Origin of the sequence: Haloarchaeobius marinus, assembly GCF_051207415.1 — an archaeon.
Classification (GTDB): Archaea; Halobacteriota; Halobacteria; order Halobacteriales; family Natrialbaceae; genus Haloarchaeobius.
Map to the genome: position 1 here is coordinate 41,538 of NZ_JBPKGD010000007.1, position 15,423 is coordinate 56,960.

Consider the following 15,423-nt stretch of genomic DNA (forward strand, 5'->3'; position numbering starts at 1 on the left):
ACCAGTCGGGCGACGCTGGCGGCGTCACCGTCGGGCGAGTACGACGCTCGCCAGCGACCCCGTGAGCGCGATGCCTGCGAGCGCGAGGAACAGCACGGAGACGCTGGCGTATGTCAGCATGCCGCCGGCGAGGACGCCACCGAGTGCGCCGACGCCGAAGACGCCGAGGTAGGTGTAGCCGTAAGAGAGGCCTCGCGTACCGGCAGGGGTGTGCTCGGCGACGGCCGCCTGGTACAGTGGCTGGACGGCGAACAGGCCGACACCGAGGACTGCACAGAGCGCGAGGAACGGGACCAGTCCGAACCCTGCGACCGGGAGGAACGCCAGTGCGATGACCGCGAGCAGGGCGAAGCCGACGACGAGCGCCCGGGCCGGCGGGACGGTGTTCGTCAACCGGCCGCCGACGTACTGACCGACCATGCCCACCATCAGCAGGCCCGCGTAGACGTACCGGCCGGGTTCGAGTTCCCGGCCGGCGAACTCGACCGGTGCGAGCGTCGAGAACCCGCCGAGGATGTCGGGCAGGAACGTGAGGACGCCGCGGTAGTACAGCCCCGAGCAGATGACGATGGCGAAGATGACGACGAACCCGCTCGCGAACAGCCGTCTCGTCCCGGTGACGAACTCCGGCCAGGAGGTGACCGCGTCGGCCTTCGACCCGCCGGCGTCGGCGGCGCCGCCGTCCGCCACCGCGGCGCGTTCGTCGACGTCGAAACGGACCGCGAGTGCCGCACCCAATATCGCGGGGACGGTGAGAACGAGCGCGACGGTCCGCCAGTCCATCGCCAGCAGTAGCAGCGCCGTGGTCAACGGACCGAGTGCGATGCCGAGGTTCCCGGCCATCCCGTGGTAGGCGAAGGCGGACCCCCGGGCCTCCACGCCGCGACTGATGAGCGACAGTCCCGACGGGTGGTAGACGCTCGCGGCCGCCCCCCAGGCACACAGCGCCACCGCGACGACCGGTATCGAGGGGGCGACCGAGAGCAGGGCGAACGAACCGGCCATCCCGAGCAGACACGCGACGATGAGCCGCTTCGACCCGACGGTGTCGGCGAGGACCCCGCCGGGAAGCGCACCGACGCCGAACAGTCCGTAGCCGACGGCCGTGACGACTCCGAGCGTCGCCGCGTCGGCAGTGAACTCCCCACCGGTGAGCCAGACGCTGACGAAGATGGGAATCGAGAGTTCGTACGTGTGGACCATCGCGTGACCCAGCGTGACGAGCGCGACGATGGCACGGTCGTTCCGGTTCACGGCTGTACTGTCGACAGTCTGCCGGTTGAACGCATCGGTTCCGGCAGTCGGACGCCCCTCGACCGTCGTGTCGGTAGGTGACATGTAGCTCGCCAGAAGATATATATGTGACATTGAAAACGAGAGGTTAGCGGGTGAAAAACGCACGAGTGCTGTACGATTACGGGATAATAACTCACGCATAAGTTATGGGGATGTACTGGAGCAAATACTGGTTCCCAACCGGTGAAGTACGTCGCAGCTATCAGCGGAAGTTTTATACCGTAGTCTATCGTAATTGTTACTGTATTATGACTGGGTACTACGACATTGTTCTGGGGCTGATCCCCGTCTCGTTCATCGGAGGAACCGGCGCACTCACCACCATCGCCGACATGAGCCTGACGTCGGCCGTCCCGGTCGCGGCCGTGCTCTCGGTGCTGCTCATCGGACACGCCATGTTCGTCAACGCACCCGTCGACGAAGCGACGCCTAGTACCCGGTCGTCTTCGTCGTCGCCCAGTGCCGCGCCGCCGCAGGCCGACTGAGCCAGACCCAGCACCCTTTTTCGACTGGCAGTAGACCCTACGCGTATGACGACCGCTCGATTCCTGACGAGCAGCGACGTCGCAGACCTCGCCACACCCGCCGAGTACGTCGACGCGGTTCGCGAAGGCTACCGACAGCGCGGTGAGGGCGCGTCGGCGAAGCCACGGACGTCGCTCCGGAACGACGACCCGCCGGGGATGCTGTTCAGTTACGCAGCCATCCTCCCAGACACGGGCGCGATGGGCGGGTACATGTACTCCGCCGGCTTCGGCGACGCCGACGCCTGGTTCGTGACGCCCCTGTTCGACGCAGAGAGCGGTGCGCCGCTCGCACTCGTCGACGGTGCCCACATGAACCCGTTCAAGACGGGCGCTGCCGGCGCGGTCGCGGTCGACGAACTCGCACGCGAGGACGCCTCGAAACTGGCCATCGTCGGGTCCGGTCCGCAGGCTCGCGGTCAGTTCAAGGCGACGATGACGGTCCGTGACTTCGAGACCGTGAACGTCTACTCGCCGACGAAGGAGCACCGGGAGTCGTTCGCCGCCGAGATGCACGAAACGCACGACGCGGCGGTCGGTGCGGTCGCCTCCTCGGCTGCCGCCGTCGAGGGCGCGGACGTCGTCATCACCGCGACGACGGCGTCGAGTCCGGTGTTCGACGGCGACCTGCTCGAACCGGACGCACACGTCACGGCGATGGGCCAGTACCACCCCGACAAGCGCGAACTCGACCACACGACCATCGAGCGCGCGACGTACGTCCCCGACCTGCGCGAACGGGTCACCCAGGACGCCGGGTCGTTCATCCACGCGCTCGAGGCCGGCGTCGTCGGCGAGGACCACGTCCACGCCGAACTGGGGGAGGTGGTCGCCGGGTCCGCACCGGGCCGTCAGTACGACGACGAACTGACCGTCTTCGACTCCGGCGGCACGGGCATCGAGACGACGGCCGGCGCGTACCTGCTGTACGAGAAGGCCGTCGAGGCGGACCTAGGAAGCGAAGTCGAGTTCGCGCCGGCGAGCGAGGCGCTCCAGGGCTGAACCGGCCGGTCGCCCGTTGTCGCGTTACTCTCGCGGGGTCTGTTGTCCGCCCCGGCGCGCTCCCTGCCGTCTCAGACCGAGTCGGTCAGGCCGCCGTCGACCCGAAGGTTCTGCCCGGTCACGTAGCTCGCGTCGTCCGAGGCGAGGTAGGCCACGGCGTCGGCTATCTCGCCCGTCCTCGCGGGCCGACCCATCGGAATCTCGGCGCGCGTCTCCTCGTCCACCTCGTAGCTGTCGGCGTAGCCCGGGAGGACGCAGTTCATCCGGATGCCGTCCTCGGCGTACCGGTCGGCGTAGAGTTTGGTGAACGCGCCGAGACCGGCCCGGAGCACCGAGGAGACCGGGAAGTCCAGCGATGGTTCGTACGCGGAGAACGTCGAGACGTTGACGACGCTGCCGCCGCCCTGCTCCTGGAACACCGGTGTGAGGAGTCGTGCCATCCGGACGACGTTGAGCAGGACCAGGTCGAGGCCGCCGTGCCAGTCCCCGTCGTCGATGTCCAGCAGGTCGCCCGTCGCCGGATGACCGGTGTTGTTCACCACGACGTCGATGCGCCCGTACCGGTCGACGGCCGCGTCGACGAGCGCCTCGAGGTCCGCGGGGTCCGTCACAGACCCCTCGAACCCGACCCCACCGAGGTCCACCGCCACGTCCTTCGCCGCCCCCGACTTCGAGAGGAGGACGGGCGTGTACCCGTCGTCAGCGAGGCGTCGTGCACAGGCTGCCCCGATACCTCGTCCCGCCGCCGTCACCACGGCTATCCGTTCGGTCATACGCCGACGAGGCACGGGTGCGGGATTGGTGTTCGGGTCTCGGCAGGCCGGACCGAATTCGACTCAGAGTCCGAGCGCGGCGACGAGCGGGACGCCACTCGCCAGCGCCCCGACGAGGTAGCCGAGGATGGCACCGCCGTTGAGCAGCGGCAGTCCGGCGTGGGCGCGTCCCTTCAGCACCATCCACATCAGCACGAGCAGACCGGCGATGGTGCCGACCATCGCGGTCAGCGCCGGCAGGTTGAGCAGGAACGGGTCGCGCACGATGGGCGGCACCGTCCCGCCGGGTACGGCCGTGTGGAAGTGGGCGGCGGAGGCGACGATTATCGTCGGCATCACCGCGTCGCCCAGGCCGATGAAGAAGGCGTCGCGTTCGAGGGGACCGGAGTCGGTGACGCTCCGTTCGTCGTCCGTCGGTCCAGTCCCGTCGTCCTCGTCGTCGGCCGCCTCCTCGGGAACCGCACCGCCGTCTCCCGCCGTCTCCTCGCCCATGTCGAGGAACGAGAACGAGAGCGTCGTCGGAACGACGAGGACGACGGGTACCTTCATGTCCATCACCCCCTCGGCCAGGGTGAGCATGTGCTCGGTACCGTACACCGAGATGGCGTCGTACACGGCGAGGACGGTCAGCAACAGGATGGCGGGGAAGAGGCCGAACGAGATGCCGAACAGACCCGCCGCGGCGGCCCCCATCACGACGCCGGCGGCGTCTATGACGTACCACTCGGGGTAGACGAGCAGGCCGACCGCGATGAGCGCGGCGGGCAGGAGTGCGACCAGCGGCGAGAGGAACGACGCGAAGACGTACCACGATAGCATCCCGCTCGTGAGGACGATGAACCCGCGGATTATCCACTGGAGGTCGTACCGGAACGCGAGGAGCATCAGCCCCGTGGCGACGAGGATGGCGGCGACGTACACGAGACTGTTCGTCGGGTCCTGCGGGTTCTCGACGACCTGCCTCCCCTGCGACTCGAAGGGTTCGACCAGCGAGAGCGCCCCGAGTTGCACCAGTAGAAAGATGGTGACGACGAGGCCGACGGCGGCGACGACGCGCGTTCGGTCGTTCATGGTCGGTCGTTCTAACCGCCGGCGTATCGTTCTTGCGTTACCGTTACCGCGCGTACAGCGTCCCCCCGAGCAGCGTCGTCGGGTCGTCGTCGGCCGAGACGGCGACGAACGGTCTCGATACGGGGCCGAACACGTCGACGACGCGCCCGACCTCCGAGAGGGACTCGTCGACGACCGTCGTCCCGATGTCGGCGTGGTCGTCGCTGTCCGACCGGACGATGGCGAGTCCCTGCGCGACGCGGACCACTTCGCCGACGCGTTTCATTCCCGGAGTGCGTTGACGTAGGCTGCGACGGCCTGGACGATGTCGTTCTTGGAGTCGTCCTCCGGGTTCTTCACGAGCACGCGCCCGCGGACGCGGTGGCTCTCGCGAGCGTATGAGACGTCGCGTTCGACGACGGCGTCGTAGCCGACCTGCTGGACGGCCTTCGCGATCTCGTCCACCTCCGGGTCCTCGACCGCGAGTTCCTTCGGGACCCGTCGGCCGTTCGAACGCGAGAGCGCCGCGTCGAAGTAGGCGGGGTAGATGACGTTCTCGACCATGTTGCGTCCGAGGACGGGGGGCCGTATCGGCCTTTCGGAGTCCCGTCGAGAGAACGAGGTAGTTACGGTCGGCGCGCGAACGCGGCGACGGCGAGCAGTGCGGCGACGGCACCGACGAGGGTGAAACCGGGCGTTCCACCGGTCGTGGCGGCGCCAGTGGTGGTGTCGGTCAGCGGGTCGGTGGCCGTCGGCGAGTCGGCGTCGGCCGTCGTCCCGGCACCGGTCGACGCATCACCGCGGATGCTCGCGTTCGCCTCGGCGTACGCGTCGGGGAACCACGTCTGCGAGAGGTTCCGCATCACCTCGATGCTCCGGGGTGCGGGCTGGTTGACGAGTTCGTCCTGCATCAGTATCGTCTGGTTCTGCTGGACGGCGACAGTGTTCCGGTACGCCGGGGACTCGGGAATCCGTGGTTCCGGCTGGGCGTCGTTCAGCAGCAACCACTCGACTCGCATGTCTGCGACGACCTCGGGGTTGATCTGGGCGTAGCCGGTCGCGGTGTACTCCAGGTCGGCGGTCGCCGCGAGGTTCTCCGCCCCGGCCGTGGTCACCAGGTCGTCGATGTACGTGTCAGGACCGGGGGTCGTCCCGTAGAAGACGTAGAGGGCCTTCGGGGAGTCCTGGCCCTCGGCGGCCCGCTGGACCACCTGGATTTCGGTCTCCATCCAGTCCACCGTCTCGTTCGCGCCGTCGCACGCACCGACCAGCTGGCCGGTCAGCGTCGTCTTCTCGGTGACGAACTCGAGGCTCGACGCGGCGCGGAACTTGTAGACGGTGATGCCCGCGTTGCGGAGCGACTGGACCGTCTCGTCGCTGACGATGTTCGCGGCGAGCACGAGGTCGGGTTCCTGCGCGACGACGCGTTCGACGCTGACGAACGCCCGTCCGGACCCGGAGACGTTCGCCGTCGAGTCGGCACCGTCGAGGTAGGACGCGTACTGCGTCGTCCCGACGACCTTCGACCTCGCGCCGATCTCCCACATCGTCTGTGCTGAGGCGGGGCCGAGCGTGACAACGGACTCGGGCTCGGTCTCGACCGTCACTTCGGTGTCCGTCGCGTCGGTCGCGGAGAAGGGGAACGAGCACCCGTCCTGCTGGAGGGTCGCGTTGTTCGTCGACGCTGACTGGGAACCTGCCACCGGTGTGGCAGCCGTCGCCACCGAGCCGACGAGCAACAGCGCCACGAGGACCGTCGTTGGGATTCGTGTCATCACCTCCACGTCGCGGCGTATGCAATAAATATTTAACTAAAGCAAGCTCATTTGCGATAACGACGTGACTCATGCGAACTGACGTCCGGGCGGGACTCTGGTCCCTGGCGCTGTCTGCCCTCCTCGTCGCGACCGTCGCGGTGTGTGCAGCGGTCGGGCCGGTCGCCGTCGCGCCGACGGCCGTCGTCGCGGCGATGCTCAACGAGCTGGCCGTGCCGACTGGCCTGTGGGTGATGGCTGGGACTACCACCGTCGCGGGCGTCCCCGTCCTGCCGGTCCAGCTGGGCGTCCAGACCACCTCCCCGTTCGCCTTCGACGTCTCCGAGACGGTGCGCATCATCGTCGTCTCGGTCCGGTTGCCCCGCATCGCGCTCGCCGCCGTCGTCGGGTTCGGCCTGGCGACGGCCGGCACCGTGATGCAGGGGTTCTTCCGGAACCCGATGGCTGACCCGTCCATCGTCGGCGTCTCCTCGGGTGCGGCCGTCGGGGCCGTCGCCGCCATCGTCCTTCCCCTGTCGATTCCCTTCGGCGTCCACGGGGCGGCGTTCGCCGGGGCGATACTGGCGGCATTCCTCGTGTACGCGATCGCGACCGAGGGAGGTCGGACCCCCGTGGCGACGCTCCTGCTCGCGGGCGTCGCGATACAGACGTTCCTCGGCGCCGTCGTCTCGTTCCTGCTGGTCACCAGCGGGGAGAGCCTCCGACGCGCGCTCTACTGGCTCATGGGCAACCTCAACGCGCCCACCTGGGGCGAGGTCGCCGGCGCTTCGCTCGTCGTCGGCGTCGGGTTCCTGCTGCTCGTGCCGTTCACCCGCGACCTGAACGTACTCATGCTCGGCGAGGAGGACGCCCACCACCTCGGCATAGAGGTGGAACGTACCAAACGGGTCCTGCTCGTGCTGTCGAGCGTGGTTACCGCGGCCGGAGTGGCGGTCGCCGGCGTCATCGGCTTCGTCGGACTCGTCGTCCCCCACATCGCCCGTCTCGTCGTCGGCCCTGACCACAGGGTGCTGCTCCCGGCCAGTGCACTCGCCGGGGCGTCGTTCCTCGTCGCCACGGACACCATCGCCCGGTCGACCGCCGAGGTTCTCCCTGTCGGCATCGTCACCGCAGCGTTCGGTGCGCCGTTCTTCCTGTTCCTGCTCACCCGCCGGGAGGTGCACGCGCTGTGATTCGCCTCGACGACGTGACCGTCTCGTTCGGCGACGCGACGGTGCTCGACGGGGTCTCGCTGTCGGTGGACGACGGCACGTTCGTCGGACTGGTCGGCCCGAACGGCGCCGGGAAGACGACGCTCCTTCGCACCGTCAGCGCCGCCCTGACGCCGGATTCGGGGGCGGTCACCGTCGCCGGCGACCCGATACATCGGCTCGGGTCGAAGGCGGCCAGCCGTCGGGTCGCTGTCGTCCCGCAGGACACGACGGTCTCGTTCTCCTTCGCCGTGCGCGAGGTCGTCGCGATGGGTCGGACGCCCCACCGCGGCCGGTTCGAACCGTCCACGAGGGAGGACGGCGACGTCGTCGACGACGCGCTCGGCCGGGTCGGTGCGACCCACCTGGCCCGCCGGCGCATCGACGAACTCAGCGGCGGCGAACGCCAGAAGGTCGTCGTCGCCCGCGCGCTGGCACAGGAGACGCCGGTACTCCTCCTGGACGAACCGACCGCGAGCCTCGACGTGAACCACCAGGTCGAGACCCTCGAACTCGTCACCGACCTCGTGGCCGACGGGAAGACCGTCGTCGCGGCCATCCACGACCTCTCGCTCGCCGCCCGGTACTGCGACGAACTGGCGCTACTGGGCGACGGCGGCCTCGTCTCGGTCGGACCCCCGGAAGACGTCCTGACGCGCGACCGACTGGCAGCCTCCTTCGACGCACAGACTGCACTCACACGGAACCCCGTGACCGACAGTCTGACCGTCACTGCGGTCGCGCGACAGCAGGAGACCGTCGACAGACGGGTCCACCTCGTGGGGTCCGGCCCGACGGCCGCCCGGACGCTCGAACGCCTCGTCGGTACCGATGCGAGGGTGACCGTCGGACCGGTCGCACCGGGTGACGCCCTGGCCGAGGCGGCTCGTCTCCTGGACGTACCCGTCGAGCACAGGGCCCCACAGGAACCGGCCGACGCGGCGTCACTGACCGATGCTCGGGCCCGTATGGACCGTGCAGACGTCGTCATCGTCGCCGCCCCGGCGCTCGCGGTGGGCGACTCGGGACTGTTCGACGCGCTGATGGATTGCGACCCGCTGGTGGTCGTCGACGACGAAGACCGGTGGGACGACCACGTGCCGCCAGCGTCCACCGACCGTGCGGCCGACCTCCGGCGACACGGTGTGCGCGCGGACCCCGGCGAGGTCGTCGAGGCGGTCGCCCGGGTACGACGACGCGTCGAGGCGGCTGACGACTAGGCTGGCAAACGTTCAAGGGCCGACCGTGTGAATCGAAGACGATGCATGGCCGCCCGCTCCTCGCCTTCGCGCTGGTGCTCTCGCTGGTCCTCGCAGGTTGTGGCGACGTGGCCGACGTCGGAACGACTCGCGACCCGTTCACGGTCGAACCCACCACCGAACCGGTGACACGCGAGGTAGCGACCGTCGACTTCTCCCCGAACCCCGAGACGAACCGATACGGTGACGCGGTCGTCTTCCTGAACTCACAGGGTGAGCGCCTCTCGAACACGAGTTACCACGTCGACTACGAGTACGAACTGCGCACCGCCAACGGGAGAATCATTCGTCACATCGTCACGTCCGGAACGTACGCACGGAACGAGAGCAGGTTCGTCGCCCGCCAGACGGTGACCGGCGAACTGAGCTACTCGAACCGGACGATTCTGTACTACGGAAACGGGACGCACCTCTTCCGTGGGATGACCCCACCGAACCAGACCGCAACCGAGAACGTCAGCGTCGACGTCGTCCGAAGTGGAGACGGGACGTCCGTCACACCCGCGGAGATACCGGTGTTTCGCGGGCAACGGTCGGACTTCCTCTACACCGCCTTCTCGGCCATGAACGTCACGAGCGTCGAGGAACTGGACCGGCCCGTGGCTGGGTTCGACGAGCAACTGTTCCGGTTCCAGGGGGACAGTGTCGACGACGCCGACCTGCTCACCGAGGCCTTTGTACAGCCGTCGAACCAGGGGAACGCGACCGTAGAGACCGCATCCCTCGACGCCATCGTCTCCCGAACCGGGTTCGTCCTCGAGTTCACACTCCGGGCAGTGATCCAGACCGACGAGGGAGAGACGGTGGTCGTGACCCAGCGCCTCGGGTACCACGACGTCGGCACGGCGACCGTCTCGACCCCCGACTGGATTGGTGCGAACGCGTCGGCGTCCCTGACGGCTAGCTGAACTCATCGGCCGTAGCGGACGACGAGTCCCGGGCCCCGCCGTTGGCCAGACTTCCGCCTTCGTGCCAGGGATAGCCCTCTTCGTGACCCCGCTGTTTTCACGACGCGCACGCGTGACCCCTGCCATCGAGTTCATCGACCAGGCGTGGAGTCCGGTGACGTCGAGTTCACCGGCCGCGGTGTCCGACCAGGCGGAGCGACGCCACGGACGTCGCGGCGCCGGCAGTGTCGACCGGCAGCAAGCGTCCCCCGAGGTAGCTCCCAGAGCGTTCAGATTCGGTAATCACGTGGTCGGTGAGGCGTGGTCGAGAGGCCCCAATTTGATATAGCGATATGCAGTTTACGAGTCGCGAATCGGCCACCACATCTAATTAGATATATTACACTTCCGCGCGCAGGATCGCGTTACAGCGGCTCAGAGGAGGCGATAGACGTTCGCTTCGTACACCTCGCGGACCTGGTCGCCCCAGTTGTGCGTGTAGGTGTCGATGATGTCGCTGGCGACGTCGCCCCTGAGGTACTTGACGACGCCACGGTCACCCGTCCGGTCCCGGAGGTGCGTCGTGAAGAAGTGCCGGAAGTAGTGGGGAGTGACGTTCTCCGTTGCGCCGCCCCCTGTCCGGTACCACCCGTGGGCGCGTGCGTGGCGCTCGACTATCGACCTGACCGCCTGCGTCGTGATTCGACTGCCCCAGTCCCCGCTCGTCGTGACGAAGAGCGGTTCTGCGGGAGACCGAACGTCCGGTCGAATCGCCAGCCAGCGCTTGAGTACCCGACCCAGCTCGTCGTCGACCGGTACGACCGTCGCTCGCTTTCGCTTGTTCGACGCCTTCCGTTCCTCGCCGTTGTACGCGTCTCCACGGGCCGGGTCGGCCGCCACGTACAGCGAATCCGGGCGGCCATCTAGCTGTACGCGACCACCGAGTTCGTACGTCTCCGCCAGTTCCGGGTCCTGGAGTGCGAGGTCCCTGAGGTCGAGGTTACACAGTTCCCCCACCCGAACCCCAGTCTTCAGCAGCGTTACCAGCAGTGCGCGTTCGAGTGGATGCGTTACGGACTCGACGAACGAGCGCATCGCGTCGACGCCGATCTCCCGTCGCGTCGGGTCCTTGTCGATGGTCTCGTCCATCTCCTCGACGACCAGCGCCATCGGGTTGGCGTCGAACTCGCCGACCTGGGTCATGTAGGCGTAGAATCGGTGGACGTAGGATGCGTACGAGGCGACGGTGCTGGGGGCGTGCTCGCCTCGTAACGAGTGAACCCAGGCCATGCACTCCCTGCGACCGGCGTCAGGGGGCGTGACGGACCGACCGGTCGGGCCCCGTTCCTCGTCGTCGAGGAACGCCTCGAACCGTCTCAGGACCCGTTCGTAGGCCTCTCGTGTGCGTTCAGCCTTCCCGTGGTACTCCTGGTCCTCCAGGAAGTATCCGATAGAGTCCGGCATCTCAGGGCTCCTCGACGAGTACGTACCCGCCGTCTCGGCCGCTGTACCTGAGGATGCCGTCGGTCTGCAAGGTACTCAGGGCCTCGTCGAGGCGGGCTTCCACGTCGTCGGTCACGGCCGCGAGCACGTCGTCCCACGTCATCGGTCCGTCGTTCTCGTCGAGGATGGCGACGACGGTATCGGTCAGGTCGTCGGTCGACTCGGCCGACTTCGACTCCGAGAGAGTCGATTCGGTGTCAGAATCGGACGACGCTGCGAGGTCGAACGACCGGCGACCGGCCTGGACCATCGTCCGGACGAACTCGCTCTGGCTCATGTCCAGTTCCTCGGCCTCCTCGACCCAATCCTCCTTCTGGTAGGCCGGGACGTAGGTCCTGACAACTGACCGACTCGTGTCTCGTTCACTCACGGTGACCACCCGGTCGTCGATGGCGAGGACCCCGATTCTGCAGGGCCATCTTCCCCGGTCGTACCCCCGGGGTTACGGCTCCAGAAAGGGGTTCGTCGACCCTTCCTGATAGAGGCAAGGGTTGCCCATTCCGGCCCGAACCGTGCTCCAGGGTCGTTCGGTCCCTCGGGATGACAGGTCGTGAGCGATCTCCACCAGGTAAGATTCGATTACGTGACATCGGGTCGTACGTCGACCGTCTCACGGGTCACTAATCAATCTATCCCCATGAGCAGGGATAAGGACTCTTATCTCACGCAGTAGAGCCACAGATGGCTGCTTGAGTGGCCCCATATTCATCGAATAGTCATATGTGGGGATACAATCACGGATAACCCTTGTCCGAATCGTGGGTATAGATTCATGGATTAGATTGTGACGGGTCGGCGTGCCGGTTCGGCCGACTCCTGGCTCTCTGAACGTGGTACGTTCGGACCGATCGATGCGGACCGACGAGTCGGCCTCTCGTTCGACGAGGACGTATTCGCGGACGGACTCGTGACCGAGCACCGGTCGAGCGACTAACCTCTGTGCTCGGAGCGGAGGCAATGAAGAGGTTCTAGCGCCTCTGGCCCCTCTACCCGCCGGTTATGTACAGTTCGGTCGTCTGACCCGTGCGGCCGTAAATCGTATGTCGCTATATCGTTCGCCCGGTTCGTCCCGGGGACCACCAGGGGAACGAACCGTCGGACGGAACGGGTCGGGGCGAACGGACTCCACCCGTGTGAACTCCGGGGGTGTGGTCCGCACCAGGGGTGTCGGCGGTCCGGTTCTCGCACTCGCCGAGTTCGCGGACGGGATGGTCGTGGTGCGTGAACGTGACCTCACCATCGTCGAGGTGACCACCGGGACGGTGGACCACGACGTTCTGATTTCGACCACGACGTTCACATTCGTCAAACTACCGGTCGGTCACTGCCGACCCCCGGAGGGTACTGGTTGGGCGTTCGACGAGCGTCCGGTGCGTGCTCGCGGTCCACAGCGAGAGGTGGCCCGTGGCCGGGACGTTCGTCTGCTACCGGCGTCGGACTCAGTGGCCACCGTCGGTCACGACGACGCCGAAATCAGCGAGGTCGTTGCCGACGACGCAGTGACGAACACTCCGGACCCCACTGGCTCTGGTTCGACCGACCCGTTCCAGTTCGACCGGCCCGAGTCGACGACCGTGCCGGTCGCGGACGAGCGAGAACTGTGTAGGCCGGGGTGTTCGATGGAGGTTCGGTTATGTTTGCCGTAAAATAGTAAGGAAAACGAGTCTGCCCGAACGGCGAATTCGACGTCAGACGGACCGCAGACTCCCGGTAGCGGAACCGAGTCTCTAACTGAGCCGCCATCCGACCGCACATTACCACCAGTTATGAACTCATGTGAACGATAATCTGCCTTTTTATATCCACTCCACGACCCGTGGAACATGCGAAGGGATATCGGGACGGTAACTGGTACGATGCAGACAGGGAACGAACAGGGGACGGAGTCAGTGGAGCTATCCACGCAGGTCATCGAAGAAGTGGCCCAGGCGAGAGGGGTAGACCCGCTCTCCCTCGACCCCATCATCGATTCGGTCGATCCGGATGCCCTCGACCGAATCTTCGAGAGTCCGAACCGGGGATTGCAACTGACCTTCGAGTACGAAGGATACACGGTGACCGTGAAGGGCGACCGACAGATCGACCTCGCTGAATAGACGCGCCATCCCTTCTGTGGAGATATCGACAGGAATCAGCGGCCGCACTGGCCGTCCTTCCGCCGTTCGGTCGGCTAGAGTCGGGTCCGGAACGCGTGTCGATTCGTATCGGAGACTGTCGGGGCGGTCTCCCGGCCAGAAGGCGGTAGGGAGTGGGGTGCCTTTCACAGCGTAGTCAGCGAACCCAGCGAGGGGTACGTTGTAGTGGTGGTGGTGGTGGTGGTGGTGGTGGACTGTGGCATCCCTACCGCGTCCGTAGTCTCGGACGGACCGCACATTGTTACCTGCAACTTTGTCGAGAAGTGCGTTTCTACGAAGGCGCGATTCGTCGATGCAGAGCTGTCGTGACACACGGGACGACGGGTGAGCGTCACGGGGAGGACTCGTCGGCGACCAGGAGTGGCGAATACGGTGGGGAACAGGAGACAGGGTGGCTGAATCGGGTACGAGACCGACGCGTACGGTCCCGGCTTCCCGTCGCCAATCACTCGGTGGACTCGCCGGGAGGGACTTCGTCGATGCCCCAGGAGAACCGGTTCACTGTGTTCTGCGAGTTCGACGGTGGTCCGGCCAGCCCCACAGCCGACGTCGAGGACGCGTGCACCGAAGCGCGTGAAGTACCGGTCGAAGATGTCGCGCTCGGGTTCGAACAGCCCGTCGGTCGCCGCGTGCTCCCAGTACGTCTCGATGGCGTCCTCGCTGGAGAACGTGGCTACAACTTCGAGTTTCCCCCGGGGCGGAGGACTGGGCATGCCCTCTGGAACCAGCGAGAATCCTTAGTTACTGCACCAGTTTGTAGCTGAGCCGCCGGCAGTCGAGTCGAGGGGACTCGACCGGTCGACGAGTCCGACACACGTCCGGTCAGGTCACCGTTCTTGCCCCCTTCAGGGGTTGGAGACGGTAGGGGTGGGATTCGAACCGCACGAGACCTCCGAACGGAGGTCCCCGCCGCTACAGCAGGAGCGCGCTGCGGATGCGACGGTGCCCTTGCCACCGAGCAACCCTACCACGTACGTGACGTGGTGGGCGGAGCACATTGTTATCCAGCAACCGGCGACGGGGCAGACGCTTGTTTCGAAGGTAAGCCGACGTTTCAACCCGACCCGTTCAGCCCATCGGGTTTCAACCCGACCCGTTCAGCCCATCGGGATTCACCGGACGGCGAGTTCCGTTTCGAGGTCCGCATCGGCGAACAGCCCCTTGGCCGCCTCGGAACTGTCGGTCGATTCCGCGACGTTCTCCATGAGGACCGTCTCGCTGGGGAACAGCCTCGTCCCGAGTTCGAGGCCGTGGTCGCGGGCCGTCGACCCCGTCATGGTGAGGTAGACGCCGACGCCCGTGTCGGCGATGGCAGCCTCCTCCTCGCGGCCCTCGTCCGGGTACGCGAACTCGATACCCTCGGTCACGTCGGTGCCGAGGACGGCCTCGACGAGGCGTTCGTACCGCGGGGAGATGCAGAGGTCGCCCTCGTACGCCGCGAGGAACGACCGCGTCGCACCGTCGGCACGGTAGGAGTCGAGGACCTGGGGCGTCGCCATCAGCGTGTGGTAGACGGTGTCTCCGAGGCCCGTGACGACCCGGACGTCCGTATCGTGGGGGTCGATGCGGGCGTTCACGTCCGCGATGGTGTCGAGGGGGTCCGGGCGGAGGGCGACGACCTCCTCGAGCACGAGGTCGGCGCTGTCGAACCCGAGTGCGAACGAGTGCGTCCGGAGCGCCCGGAACGGTTCCTCTCGCCCGACGAGCTGGAGCCTGTGGTCCCCCGCGTCGATGGTCACGCTGTCGAAGACGATTCGACGCGGAACGCCGTCGCGGTCGTCGCGCAGCAGGGTGAACTCCGGACGATGGGGCCGTGAGAGGTCGCTGTAGTCCGCGAGTCGCTCGTAGACGTCCCGCGGGTCGTCGGTCGCACCCTTCGTGATCGACTTCTCGTAGCGGAGCGTCGAGATGATGGACTCGGCGACGTCGGTCGCGCCGGCACGCTCTGCCACGCGCTGGAGGACTGCCTCCAGCGGACGTCCCTTCCGTGGGACGGCGACGGCGATTGTGTCGGCCATTTCGATGACGA

At 66.7% G+C, this 15,423-nt stretch carries 17 protein-coding genes and 1 tRNA gene; 8 read left to right on the forward strand and 10 right to left on the reverse strand.

Annotation, left to right across the window (positions count from 1 at the left end; all coding sequences use genetic code 11):
- Positions 1-24: 24 nt before the first annotated feature.
- Positions 25-1,254, reverse strand: a complete 1,230-nt coding sequence (locus tag ACSC1W_RS19405; protein WP_435349365.1) for an MFS transporter — start codon at positions 1,252-1,254, stop codon at positions 25-27.
- A gap of 290 nt (positions 1,255-1,544) precedes the next feature.
- Here ACSC1W_RS19405 and ACSC1W_RS19410 point away from each other — a divergent pair, with 290 nt between their 5' ends.
- Together ACSC1W_RS19410 and ACSC1W_RS19415 are read left to right on the forward strand one after the other, a co-directional pair.
- Positions 1,545-1,781, forward strand: coding sequence for a DUF8015 family protein (locus ACSC1W_RS19410; protein ID WP_435349366.1), 237 nt, complete (start codon positions 1,545-1,547; stop codon positions 1,779-1,781).
- Positions 1,782-1,826: 45 nt separating this feature from the next.
- On the forward strand, positions 1,827-2,822 hold the full coding sequence (locus ACSC1W_RS19415; RefSeq protein WP_435349368.1) for an ornithine cyclodeaminase family protein: 996 nt from the start codon (positions 1,827-1,829) through the stop codon (positions 2,820-2,822).
- A gap of 71 nt (positions 2,823-2,893) precedes the next feature.
- On the opposite strand, the gene ACSC1W_RS19420 is transcribed toward ACSC1W_RS19415, so the two are convergent.
- The 5 genes from ACSC1W_RS19420 to ACSC1W_RS19440 form a co-directional block, all read right to left on the reverse strand.
- Entirely contained in the window at positions 2,894-3,595 is a 702-nt protein-coding gene (locus ACSC1W_RS19420) for an SDR family oxidoreductase (RefSeq protein ID WP_435349370.1), read from the reverse strand.
- Positions 3,596-3,658: 63 nt separating this feature from the next.
- Entirely contained in the window at positions 3,659-4,666 is a 1,008-nt protein-coding gene (locus tag ACSC1W_RS19425; protein WP_435349372.1) for a presenilin family intramembrane aspartyl protease PSH, read from the reverse strand.
- 43 nt (positions 4,667-4,709) lie between these two features.
- Positions 4,710-4,931: an H/ACA ribonucleoprotein complex subunit GAR1 gene (locus ACSC1W_RS19430; protein WP_435349374.1), complete on the reverse strand. Its 222-nt coding sequence runs from the start codon at positions 4,929-4,931 to the stop codon at positions 4,710-4,712.
- A complete protein-coding gene (gene srp19, locus ACSC1W_RS19435) occupies positions 4,928-5,209 on the reverse strand; it encodes a signal recognition particle subunit SRP19 (RefSeq protein ID WP_435349376.1) in 282 nt (93 codons plus the stop codon). Before srp19 ends, ACSC1W_RS19430 begins: the two co-directional genes overlap by 4 nt.
- Positions 5,210-5,271: 62 nt before the next feature.
- A complete protein-coding gene (locus tag ACSC1W_RS19440; protein WP_435349377.1) occupies positions 5,272-6,420 on the reverse strand; it encodes a PGF-CTERM-anchored ABC transporter substrate-binding protein in 1,149 nt (382 codons plus the stop codon).
- 71 nt (positions 6,421-6,491) lie between these two features.
- Here ACSC1W_RS19440 and btuC point away from each other — a divergent pair, with 71 nt between their 5' ends.
- The 3 genes from btuC to ACSC1W_RS19455 are packed head-to-tail and all read left to right on the forward strand — an operon-like array spanning position 6,492 to position 9,777.
- Positions 6,492-7,592: a vitamin B12 ABC transporter permease BtuC gene (btuC, locus tag ACSC1W_RS19445; RefSeq protein ID WP_435349378.1), complete on the forward strand. Its 1,101-nt coding sequence runs from the start codon at positions 6,492-6,494 to the stop codon at positions 7,590-7,592.
- Complete coding sequence (locus tag ACSC1W_RS19450; protein ID WP_435349380.1) at positions 7,589-8,830, forward strand: ATP-binding cassette domain-containing protein; 1,242 nt, start codon at positions 7,589-7,591, stop codon at positions 8,828-8,830. Before btuC ends, ACSC1W_RS19450 begins: the two co-directional genes overlap by 4 nt.
- Positions 8,831-8,871: 41 nt before the next feature.
- Positions 8,872-9,777, forward strand: coding sequence for a hypothetical protein (locus tag ACSC1W_RS19455; RefSeq protein ID WP_435349382.1), 906 nt, complete (start codon positions 8,872-8,874; stop codon positions 9,775-9,777).
- 414 nt (positions 9,778-10,191) lie between these two features.
- Here the strand turns inward: ACSC1W_RS19455 and ACSC1W_RS19460 are convergent, their stop codons facing one another.
- Both ACSC1W_RS19460 and ACSC1W_RS19465 read right to left on the reverse strand, forming a co-directional pair.
- Positions 10,192-11,220, reverse strand: coding sequence for a tyrosine-type recombinase/integrase (locus ACSC1W_RS19460; protein WP_435349384.1), 1,029 nt, complete (start codon positions 11,218-11,220; stop codon positions 10,192-10,194).
- Position 11,221: 1 nt separating this feature from the next.
- Positions 11,222-11,629, reverse strand: coding sequence for a DUF5805 domain-containing protein (locus tag ACSC1W_RS19465; protein ID WP_435349386.1), 408 nt, complete (start codon positions 11,627-11,629; stop codon positions 11,222-11,224).
- Positions 11,630-12,521: 892 nt separating this feature from the next.
- Between ACSC1W_RS19465 and ACSC1W_RS19470 the strand changes: the two genes are divergently transcribed.
- From ACSC1W_RS19470 to ACSC1W_RS19480, 3 genes are all read left to right on the forward strand, one after another.
- A complete protein-coding gene (locus ACSC1W_RS19470) occupies positions 12,522-12,905 on the forward strand; it encodes a hypothetical protein (protein ID WP_435349387.1) in 384 nt (127 codons plus the stop codon).
- 177 nt (positions 12,906-13,082) lie between these two features.
- A complete protein-coding gene (locus ACSC1W_RS19475) occupies positions 13,083-13,355 on the forward strand; it encodes a HalOD1 output domain-containing protein (protein WP_435349388.1) in 273 nt (90 codons plus the stop codon).
- 518 nt (positions 13,356-13,873) lie between these two features.
- Positions 13,874-14,158 carry a hypothetical protein gene (locus ACSC1W_RS19480; protein WP_435349390.1) on the forward strand — a complete coding sequence of 95 codons (285 nt, stop codon included), beginning with the start codon at positions 13,874-13,876 and terminating at the stop codon, positions 14,156-14,158.
- Positions 14,159-14,253: 95 nt separating this feature from the next.
- On the opposite strand, the gene ACSC1W_RS19485 is transcribed toward ACSC1W_RS19480, so the two are convergent.
- Both ACSC1W_RS19485 and ACSC1W_RS19490 read right to left on the reverse strand, forming a co-directional pair.
- Positions 14,254-14,363 (reverse strand) — tRNA-Gly (locus ACSC1W_RS19485).
- 143 nt (positions 14,364-14,506) lie between these two features.
- Positions 14,507-15,412: a phosphoribosyltransferase HisG-related protein gene (locus ACSC1W_RS19490; RefSeq protein ID WP_435349391.1), complete on the reverse strand. Its 906-nt coding sequence runs from the start codon at positions 15,410-15,412 to the stop codon at positions 14,507-14,509.
- Positions 15,413-15,423 lie beyond the last annotated feature (11 nt).

Coding starts and splice junctions, on each gene's coding strand:
- ACSC1W_RS19410 (WP_435349366.1), top strand. CDS start 1,545: ATGACTGGGTACTACGACATTGTTCTGGGGCTGATCCCCGTCTCGTTC.
- ACSC1W_RS19415 (WP_435349368.1), top strand. CDS start 1,827: ATGACGACCGCTCGATTCCTGACGAGCAGCGACGTCGCAGACCTCGCC.
- ACSC1W_RS19420 (WP_435349370.1), bottom strand. CDS start 3,595: ATGACCGAACGGATAGCCGTGGTGACGGCGGCGGGACGAGGTATCGGG.
- ACSC1W_RS19425 (WP_435349372.1), bottom strand. CDS start 4,666: ATGAACGACCGAACGCGCGTCGTCGCCGCCGTCGGCCTCGTCGTCACC.
- ACSC1W_RS19430 (WP_435349374.1), bottom strand. CDS start 4,931: ATGAAACGCGTCGGCGAAGTGGTCCGCGTCGCGCAGGGACTCGCCATC.
- srp19 (WP_435349376.1), bottom strand. CDS start 5,209: ATGGTCGAGAACGTCATCTACCCCGCCTACTTCGACGCGGCGCTCTCG.
- ACSC1W_RS19440 (WP_435349377.1), bottom strand. CDS start 6,420: ATGACACGAATCCCAACGACGGTCCTCGTGGCGCTGTTGCTCGTCGGC.
- btuC (WP_435349378.1), top strand. CDS start 6,492: ATGCGAACTGACGTCCGGGCGGGACTCTGGTCCCTGGCGCTGTCTGCC.
- ACSC1W_RS19455 (WP_435349382.1), top strand. CDS start 8,872: ATGCATGGCCGCCCGCTCCTCGCCTTCGCGCTGGTGCTCTCGCTGGTC.
- ACSC1W_RS19460 (WP_435349384.1), bottom strand. CDS start 11,220: ATGCCGGACTCTATCGGATACTTCCTGGAGGACCAGGAGTACCACGGG.
- ACSC1W_RS19475 (WP_435349388.1), top strand. CDS start 13,083: ATGCGAAGGGATATCGGGACGGTAACTGGTACGATGCAGACAGGGAAC.
- ACSC1W_RS19480 (WP_435349390.1), top strand. CDS start 13,874: ATGCCCCAGGAGAACCGGTTCACTGTGTTCTGCGAGTTCGACGGTGGT.
- ACSC1W_RS19490 (WP_435349391.1), bottom strand. CDS start 15,412: ATGGCCGACACAATCGCCGTCGCCGTCCCACGGAAGGGACGTCCGCTG.